7 protein-coding genes are annotated in these 8696 nt (G+C 38.1%); 4 read left to right on the plus strand and 3 right to left on the minus strand.

Annotated features, from left to right (window positions below):
- Both QZ138_RS08100 and QZ138_RS08105 read left to right on the plus strand, forming a co-directional pair.
- Positions 1-1433 (plus strand): HAD-IB family phosphatase (locus QZ138_RS08100; protein WP_292888440.1); only part of this gene is annotated, 1433 nt, incomplete at its 5' end.
- Between the two features lie 42 nt (positions 1434-1475).
- Positions 1476-1652 (plus strand): hypothetical protein, encoded by a 177-nt coding sequence (locus tag QZ138_RS08105; protein WP_292888442.1) that lies wholly within the window; start codon positions 1476-1478, stop codon positions 1650-1652.
- Positions 1653-1667: 15 nt separating this feature from the next.
- On the opposite strand, the gene QZ138_RS08110 is transcribed toward QZ138_RS08105, so the two are convergent.
- The 3 genes from QZ138_RS08110 to glf all read right to left on the minus strand — a co-directional run bounded on the left by QZ138_RS08110 (position 1668) and on the right by glf (position 3877).
- Positions 1668-1865 carry a hypothetical protein gene (locus QZ138_RS08110; protein ID WP_292888446.1) on the minus strand — a complete coding sequence of 66 codons (198 nt, stop codon included), beginning with the start codon at positions 1863-1865 and terminating at the stop codon, positions 1668-1670.
- A gap of 165 nt (positions 1866-2030) precedes the next feature.
- Positions 2031-2537: a Panacea domain-containing protein gene (locus tag QZ138_RS08115; RefSeq protein WP_292888449.1), complete on the minus strand. Its 507-nt coding sequence runs from the start codon at positions 2535-2537 to the stop codon at positions 2031-2033.
- 242 nt (positions 2538-2779) lie between these two features.
- Complete coding sequence (gene glf, locus QZ138_RS08120) at positions 2780-3877, minus strand: UDP-galactopyranose mutase (RefSeq protein WP_292888452.1); 1098 nt, start codon at positions 3875-3877, stop codon at positions 2780-2782.
- Between the two features lie 147 nt (positions 3878-4024).
- Between glf and metK the strand changes: the two genes are divergently transcribed.
- A complete protein-coding gene (gene metK, locus QZ138_RS08125) occupies positions 4025-5200 on the plus strand; it encodes a methionine adenosyltransferase (RefSeq protein ID WP_292888455.1) in 1176 nt (391 codons plus the stop codon).
- Positions 5201-5618: 418 nt separating this feature from the next.
- Positions 5619-8663, plus strand: coding sequence for an Ig domain-containing protein (locus tag QZ138_RS08130; RefSeq protein ID WP_292888457.1), 3045 nt, complete (start codon positions 5619-5621; stop codon positions 8661-8663).
- Positions 8664-8696: the final 33 nt, after the last annotated feature.

Consider the following 8696-nt stretch of genomic DNA (forward strand, 5'->3'; position numbering starts at 1 on the left):
TAGATGTAGCTATCATTAGTGGTAGTTTTGATGTAGTGGCTGATAAAGTATCTGATAAACTTGGCGTTGACACAGTTTATACAAATAGTTTCACAGTCGAAGATGGTAAATTAACTGGCGAAGTGACTGGTCCTCTCGTATCAGGTTCCAAACTTGACGTATTGAAAGACCATGTCGATGAAGCAGGAATTACTTTGGATGAAGTAGTTGCTGTTGGAGATGGCGCTAACGACATTTCCATGATCGAATCAGCAGGTTGCGGAATTGCATTCAATGCAAAAGACTCCGTAAAGGAAATTGCTGATGTTGTAGTAGAAGAAAAAGACTTGTGCAAAGTCTTATCTGAAATCTGTAATCAATTAACCACTGATGATGCTGAAGAAGAAACTGTAGAAGAAGAAGTAGAAGCTCAAGAAGCTGAAGGCGATGCTGAAACCGAAGAAGAAGTTCAAGAAGTAGAAGCTGCTGAAGAGGAAACTGCTGAGGAAGAGGCTGAAGCTGAAGATGCAGAAGAAGCTGCTGAGGAAGAGGCTGAAGCTGAAGATGCAGAAGAAGATGCTGCTGAAGAAGAAGCTCCTGCAGAAAAACCTGAATTTGTTCTTGCTGACACCATGGAAGGTGTAAGAAAACAAAAAGATGAAAAAGAAGCTGAAATCGCTAAAGTTGCTGAAGAAAGGGAAGAATTCAACAAAATAGCTCGTGAACAACGTAAAATAAGAGATGAATTAAACGCATCCTTAAAAGAAAACTTAAACAAAGCTATTGAATACAGAAACGAGCGTAATGAAATCAACAAAGAAGTTGAAGCTGCTAAAAAAGCTCGTAATGAAGCAAACAACAAGATTAAAAATCTTGAATGGAATTCCGGTAAACGCAACAAAGTGAAAATCGAAAACGAAATCAAAAAGATTGATAAAATCATTGAAACTCGTGTTCTCGATATCAAAAAAGAAAATCAGCTTGTTAAAAACGCCAACGACTTAAGAAAACAGTTAATGGAAATTCATGAAGATGAATCCGTTAAGGCTGAAGCTGACGAGCTCAGGAAAAAATCCGAAGAGGAACATGAAAAAGTTATCGAACTTTCCGAAAAGGCTCAGGCAGCTCACGAAGAAATGCTTAAATACTTCAGAAAAACCGATGACATCAGAACTGCAGCTGACGAAGCACACAAAAACTTTGTCGAAGCACGCAGAAATGCATCCGCAAAACATGAAGAATTTAAAGATATCTTAAGTGACATCCATGTTATCAACAAAAAGTTAGGTTCCAACAAACCTAAACGCAGAAAATCCGATAACAAAGGATCTTCCGGCGGTAACAAAAACCGTGAAGAAAAACAAAGAGCTCAAGAAATCTTCGAAAAATTCAAACAAGGTGGAAAAGTCTCTACCGAAGAGATTTTACTCCTTCAAAAATACAATATAGGTTAAACTCGCTTTAACCTTACCATTTTCTTTTTTTAAGGTTTTAACATGGCAGAAGAAAAAATTGAAACCTGTTTTATCTGCGGTCAAAAATTTGACATGAACAAGGCGGATTTGGCTTATTACCGTAACGGCAAATATCCGATCTGTGATTTCTGTGCTGATTTTTACCGTTTTTATAATGAAGATTTGACTTCTGAAAAAATAAAAAAAATTAAAGAGTAATTTTGTCTTAAAGAGTTACTTGAATAATCTATTAATTCTTTCTTTGTTTTCAATTTCGTTTTTTTGCTTGAAATAGAATTCAACAAAGTATATTGACAGTGTCGATGGATTGTATATGAAAGTTATTCTGAAACCTGATTTGGATCCTTTGTTCATCTTTTTACAGTAGAACACCTTTGCAACAAAGGCGGGTAACGTTACATTGCTATCCAATCCAGAAATTTTTGAATATTTCTTGTTATCTAATGGGACTTGATAATTGTTATCTTTAATATCAACTTTCAATGCTTTTTCAAATCTTTTGAAATCCTCATCGATTGAAGAACATTTGCGATTAAATTTTCGTTTTTCTTTAAGAAAGCGTTTATCATAATCTGTTCAATCTGACTGGTCATAATTTCTTTTTATGTATTCCGGATTTCTATAAAATACAAAACCATAATCAATGATTTTATAGTCATCAGTTGCTCTCCAAGGCATATCGCCATGGGAGTATTCACTAATTTGATTGGCATTCATATCGCTTAAGTTATCTAGAACATCATCAATGACTGACAATTCATCATCGCCAAAATCAATTTTAGGCTCTTCAAGAGAGGAATAATTGTACATTATCCTTTCTGATGGAAGGTTTTTAGTTTTTACATTTATTTTACCTTCGTTTGTCAATTCTTCAATTGCAACATCAAAATGCATAGGTGCTGGGCCCCTTGGTAATTTTTTATAGGATTCATTAGTCAATGACTTTTCATACAATTCAAAAAAATTGAAATCTGAAAAATACATTAATTTGTATAGCACTGTTTTTCCAACATTACTTTTATGACCACACTTGTGGATGATGTAATGTAAAACATTTTTGAATTTTTCTTTATTGAAATCCACTTTGAATCCTCCTTTTTGGGTTTTTTTATGCAGTATGTGACCTTTGTATAATATATTTTATGACTTTTTGAATTGCTTTTCAGTTTTTAGCGCATTATTTTTGAAATTATATAAGATTAACATACTTGATATTAATATTGGATCTAAAAGTATATAATCCTTGTTGAAGCCATTTCATTAAATTGCTTTCAGTTTGTAAAATTGCAGTCACTTCGTAACTTTTAAAAAGGAATTGGACGAATTTAATCCAGCTTTTCTGCAAGTTTAAGGGCCTCGTCGATTACCTGCCACATGTCGAAGTACTGATACATTCCAAGCCTTCCACCGAAGATGACGTTTCCTTCTCTTTCAGCCAGTTTCTGGTATTTCTCAAACAATTTTGAGTTTTTCTCGTCATTCATAGGATAATAGGCCTCTTCGCCTTTGGACCATGTTTTAGGATATTCCCTTGTGATTATTGTCTTTGGTGACTCTGAGGATTCGAAGTGCTTGTGCTCAATGATTCGTGTGAATGGGGTTTCTGCATCGGTATAGTTTATAACGGCATTTCCCTGGTAGTTTTCCATATCGAGGGTTTCGAACTCAAAGTCAAGCCCACGGTATTCGAGCTCTCCGTAACAGTAGTCGAAGTACTGGTCAATCATTCCGGTGAATATGATTTTGTCGGCCATGCCCATCCATTTGTCCCTGTCGTCGAAAAAGTCGGTGTCAAGTCTGACTTCAATGCCTTCAAGCATTTTTTCAATAATTTTTGTGTATCCTCCTATAGGTATTCCCTGATAGAGGTCATTGAAGTAGTTGTTGTCGAATGTGTACCTTACGGGCAGTCTCTTAATGATGAATGCCGGAAGGTCCCTGCAGTCACGTCCCCACTGCTTTTCGGTGTATCCCTTGACGAGCTTTTCGTATATGTCCTTTCCGATAAGGGATATTGCCTGTTCTTCAAGGTTTTTCGGGTTTTCAATCTTGAATTCAGTCTTCTGCTCCTCAATTTTTGCTTTTGCCTCTTGAGGGGTCTTCACTCCCCACATCTGGTAGAATGTGTTCATGTTGAATGGCAGGTTGTAGAGTTCGCCCCTGTAGTTGGCCACAGGTGAGTTTGTGTAGCGGTTAAAATCGGCAAACTGGTTTATGTAGTTCCACACTTGTCTGTTGTTTGTATGGAAGATGTGTGCACCGTATTTGTGGACATTGATGTTTTCCGTTTTTTCGGTGTACACGTTTCCGCCGATATGGTCCCTTTTTTCTATTACGAGACATTTTTTTCCTTTCTTGGTCATTTCATATGCTATAATGGAGCCGAAAAGGCCTGATCCGACAATCAAATAATCATAATTCATGTTAATTCTCCGGATTATATCTTTGTTTTTAATGCTATTTAAAAGGATATTTGATTTCAAATGGTTCATGTCATGTTTTCAATTAAAAAGTTTTTTAAAATATGAAGTACATAATAATATTATTATAATTTATTTACACGTGATATTATGAGTAAAGTACATAGAACATTCACATCAGAATCAGTGACACAGGGACATCCTGATAAAGTCGCAGATATCATTTCTGATGCAATATTGGATGCATACATGGCAGGTGACAAGAATTCCCATGTTGCATGTGAAACTTGTGTAACAACAGATTTCTGTATGGTATTCGGTGAGATTACCTCCAATACTGACTTATCAGAAGATGACATTGAAAAGATCATTAGGGATACAATCATTGAAATCGGCTATGACAAGCCTGAACTTGAATTTGACGGAAACACCTGTACAGTTTCAAACAGGCTCCACGCACAGTCCCAGGACATCAACCAGGGTGTCGACAGGGGAGACGAGGAAACCGGTGCAGGAGACCAGGGTATGATGTTCGGGTTTGCAACCAATGAGACAGAATCGCTCATGCCGTATCCGATTGACCTGGCCCGTAAACTTACCAATAAATTGACTGAATTGAGGGAAAGCGGAGAAATTCCTTATTTAAGGCCTGATGGAAAGGCACAGGTTTCAGTCAACTATGATGAGGATGGAAACGTCGTTTCACTTGACGCAGTTGTGCTGTCAACCCAGCATGACGAGACCGTTTCCGACGACCAGGAAACCCTCAAAAACGACATACGCGAAAAGCTCTTCAAGGCAGTCATCCCTGAAGGGCTGATTACAGAGGATACAAAAGAGCACATCAACCCTACAGGCAAGTTCGAAATCGGAGGCCCTCACGGGGACGCAGGACTTACCGGACGTAAGATCATTGTCGACACCTACGGAGGATATGCACGCCACGGTGGAGGAGCATTTTCAGGAAAAGACTGCACCAAAGTGGACAGAAGCGCATGCTACATGGCAAGATACATCGCCAAAAACATCGTTGCAAGCGGACTGGCCGAAAAATGTGAAATCCAGCTCTCCTATGCAATAGGCGTTGCCGAACCTACATCCGTCATGGTGGACACCTTCGGAACCGCTGCTGACATCGGGGACGTTAAATTCGAACAGATCGTGCGCGACAACTTCAGGCTCACCCCAGACGGAATCATCGAGACCCTTGGCTTGAGGGACACCACCTACAAGCAGACCGCAAAATACGGTCACTTCGGTATCGAAGGCCTTCCTTGGGAGAAAACCGACAAGGTCGACGATTTGAAAAAATACATCAAATCTTAAAATCCTTTCATGACTTGCTCTTTTTGAGCAGGTTCAACACTATTTTTTTTATCTTAAAAATGCAAGAACACCACAATTTCTGAAAGTTGTGGAAGAAGTGTAAGTTGAGTATACTATTTTTATTGCTTTTAAATTTTTATTTTCTTATAATAATCATTATGAGCGGTAATTTTTCGTTTCATTAACGGTTATTTTTGAGAATTTATGTATGGCATTGCTTCTTCAATAGGTTTACAACAAATCTGTCGAAACTCTCCTTGAAATCGGCATTTATAAGTAAGTATATATAATTATACTGATATATATTTATTCAGATATTGGAAGGTGTTTTAGGCATATAAAAGCATTTTTTAATATTCAATATATATTGAATTAGACATTATGTATTTGTTAGTTCATTTTAATGGAGAAATGCAAAATGGAATATAAAAAGACGATGATTTTATTGGTGCTGGCTATTTTCCTTGTAAGCATAACCGGTGTATGCGCAAGTGAAATAGACAATGCAATAGCCAATGAAGATACAAACGCAATTGAGTTATCTGCAGATAATGATATTGATGATGATCTGCAAATAACGCAAGAGAAGAATATATTAAAATCAAATGATGATGAAAATGATATTTTAAGTGATAGCTCTGGAAACTATTCCGGACTGTCAAGCGAGATAGGTTCCGGAGGAAATATTGAATTACAACATGATTATTATAGTTATGACGGCAGCAACAACACTATTGAAATAACTGTTGCCGATAGTGTCATTGACGGTAAAGGTGCGGTTATTGATATGGCCAAATCAACCATCAGGGCATTTAAGGTAAGTGCCTCCGGCGTTACAATTAAAAATCTGACAATTAAAAATGTAAATTATGAGGGTAATGGTGGTGCCATTTACTTCGCTCAGGCAGGTACTGTGACAGACTGTAACTTTACCGATAACAAAGCAACCGGGAATTACAGTTACGGCGGTGCGGTTTACTTCCTTAATGAGGGTACTGTAGAAAATTGTAATTTCGAATCCAACACTGCAACATATGAGGGCGGTGCAGTTTTCATATGGGAAGAGGGAACTGTGACAAACTGTAGTTTCACTGATAACTCTGCAGTGTATGGTGGTGCAATCAAATTTTATACTTCTGGTAGAGTAGCAAACTGTAATTTTGCCAATAACAAGGCAAAGGGAGATTACAGTTATGGCGGTGCTGTCTGGATGAATTCAGGCATTCTTGAAAATTCTAATTTTGAATCCAACGCTGCAGAATATGAGGGCGGTGCTGTCTGGATGTATTCCGGAAGAATTGAAAATTCTAATTTCACAGTCAACAATGCAACTACAGGTTCTGCAGTTTACTTCGGCAATGCATCAGAAGATAAGGCCGTTTCCAATTCCCGTTTCCTGAACAACAGGGCAAATGCGGAAAGGATAGAGATAACCGAAAATGAAAATAATATTATAATCACATTCACAGGAAATGACAACATGCTGAATGCGATTTACTGTGACGTTGATGTTGAATTTACCAATGTGACCTACTGGGGTGCAGACGGAATTGACAATACCGGCGATTTGGCCACAATCATGTCAGGGTCTGCAAAGGAAGCGGGTCAAAACATAAGTGTTGCAGGATTCCTTAACGGCAAACTCATTGATACAACTGAAATCACAGATGCTGACGGTAAAATTGTTTTAGAGTATGTGGGCGGAGATTATTACATCACTGTTCTCCACAATGGGGATTTATACTACACCCTGGCCGAAGCAATATCATCAAACGTGAATCTTTATGTGAATGTCACATCTCAGACAACCAACAACAGGACAGTCAACATCACCGCAAAATCAAATATTTATAATGAAACCATGGAGGGCAAATTGCTGTTTATCCTGTCTGACAACAATCAAATTCTTGCAAACTATTCAGGCAACGGAACATGGTGGGCAGTGCATACCTTTGATTATTTTGCAGTGTATGAAGTAAATGCATCCTATATCGGACTGGATGATGTAATCATCACTAATGCCACTATAAATATAGCTGAAGTTCCAACAAACATCACTTTGGAAAATGAAACCTTTGAGCTGTTTGCAGAAGACAGCGTTGGCGCTGGTGCTGCATTGACACCTGCAGTTGCGGGAGATTTAACTTTCACATCAAGTAACGAAAGCGTTGCGAAAGTTGTGGATGGAAAAATCATTGCTGTCGGTGAAGGCGTTGCCAACATCACTGTCAGTTTCGCCGGAAGCGAAGGATATCTTCCTGCTTTAAACAGGACAATCACAGTCACCGTCAACAGGGTAGTCACTCATATGGTCGTCGGCAACATCACAACCTATGTAGGATTGGATGTGAACTTTGCTGTTAATGTAACTTCAGATGATGCCAGACCATTCAACGGCACTATCAATTTCACTTTGCCTGACGGCACTGTTGTTCCTGTTAAAGTAAGCAACGGACAGGGCGCTGTTCCTTGGACTGTGCCGGACAATTATCATGGAAACTATTCCGTGAATGCGGCATTCGCAGGCAATACCAGATATCTGCCTTCAAAAGCTGCTGCAGGCATCACTGTAAACAAATATAAATCCAATGTCACAATTTCTGAAATTGCAGCTGTTGTTTATCCAAACAATGTGACAGTCAAATACTCTGTTGAAAACAGAACCAATGTAACTGTAACCGTTGACGGAGTGTCCGCAGACAAGATTGTCGTTTCAAATGATACCGTTACCCTTATCGGATTGGATGGCGGAAAATACACAATAAGAATTGCCAACAATGAAAGCAATTTATATTACGGATCAGTCGGTGTTCAGGAATTTACCATAATCAGGAACTCCAGCAAAATTGCAGCATCCGACATAACCGCAACATACAACATCAATAAGGATTTGGTCATCACTTTAACAGACGTTAACGGCAAGCCATTAAGCGGCGCTAAAGTAACTGTTAACATAAACGGTGCAAAGGAATATACAACCGACGGCAACGGTCAGGTAAAAGTGCCGACCAGGGGACTGATTCCTAATGCATACGCCACTAAAATAACATTCAAAGGAAATGCCAATTATAATGAATCCTCCCTGGATGTCAAAGTGACAGTTAATAAGGCAAAACCAAAAATAATTGCCAAGAAAAAGAAATTCAAAGCAAAATCAAAAAAGAAAAGGTTTAAAATAACCTTAAAGGACAATACCGGAAAGCCAATCAAAAAGGCAAAGGTTACCCTTAAGCTCAAAAAGATAGGCAAGAAATCCAAGAAATCCAAGAAGTCTACCAGCAAAAAATCCAAGAAATCCAAGAAAACTTCCCGCAAAAAGAAATTCGTTAAAACAAACAGTAAGGGTAAGGCTACATTCAAGATAAATAAATCTAAAAAAGGCAAATACTGGGCAATAATCAAATTTTCCGGAAACAAATATTACAAGGCGGTAACCAAAAAGGTAAGAATAACCATTAAATAGAAAATGATTAATTATGCAATATGAGGTAATTTA

The sequence above is a fragment of the Methanobrevibacter sp. UBA212 genome (genome assembly GCF_905233225.1).
In the GTDB taxonomy this organism is placed as follows: Archaea; Methanobacteriota; Methanobacteria; order Methanobacteriales; family Methanobacteriaceae; genus Methanocatella.

What these genes read in the sequence shown, in the direction of transcription:
- QZ138_RS08105 (WP_292888442.1), top strand. Translation starts at nt 1,476, where the DNA reads ATGGCAGAAGAAAAAATTGAAACCTGTTTTATCTGCGGTCAAAAATTT.
- glf (WP_292888452.1), bottom strand. Translation starts at nt 3,877, where the DNA reads ATGAATTATGATTATTTGATTGTCGGATCAGGCCTTTTCGGCTCCATT.
- metK (WP_292888455.1), top strand. Translation starts at nt 4,025, where the DNA reads ATGAGTAAAGTACATAGAACATTCACATCAGAATCAGTGACACAGGGA.
- QZ138_RS08130 (WP_292888457.1), top strand. Translation starts at nt 5,619, where the DNA reads ATGGAATATAAAAAGACGATGATTTTATTGGTGCTGGCTATTTTCCTT.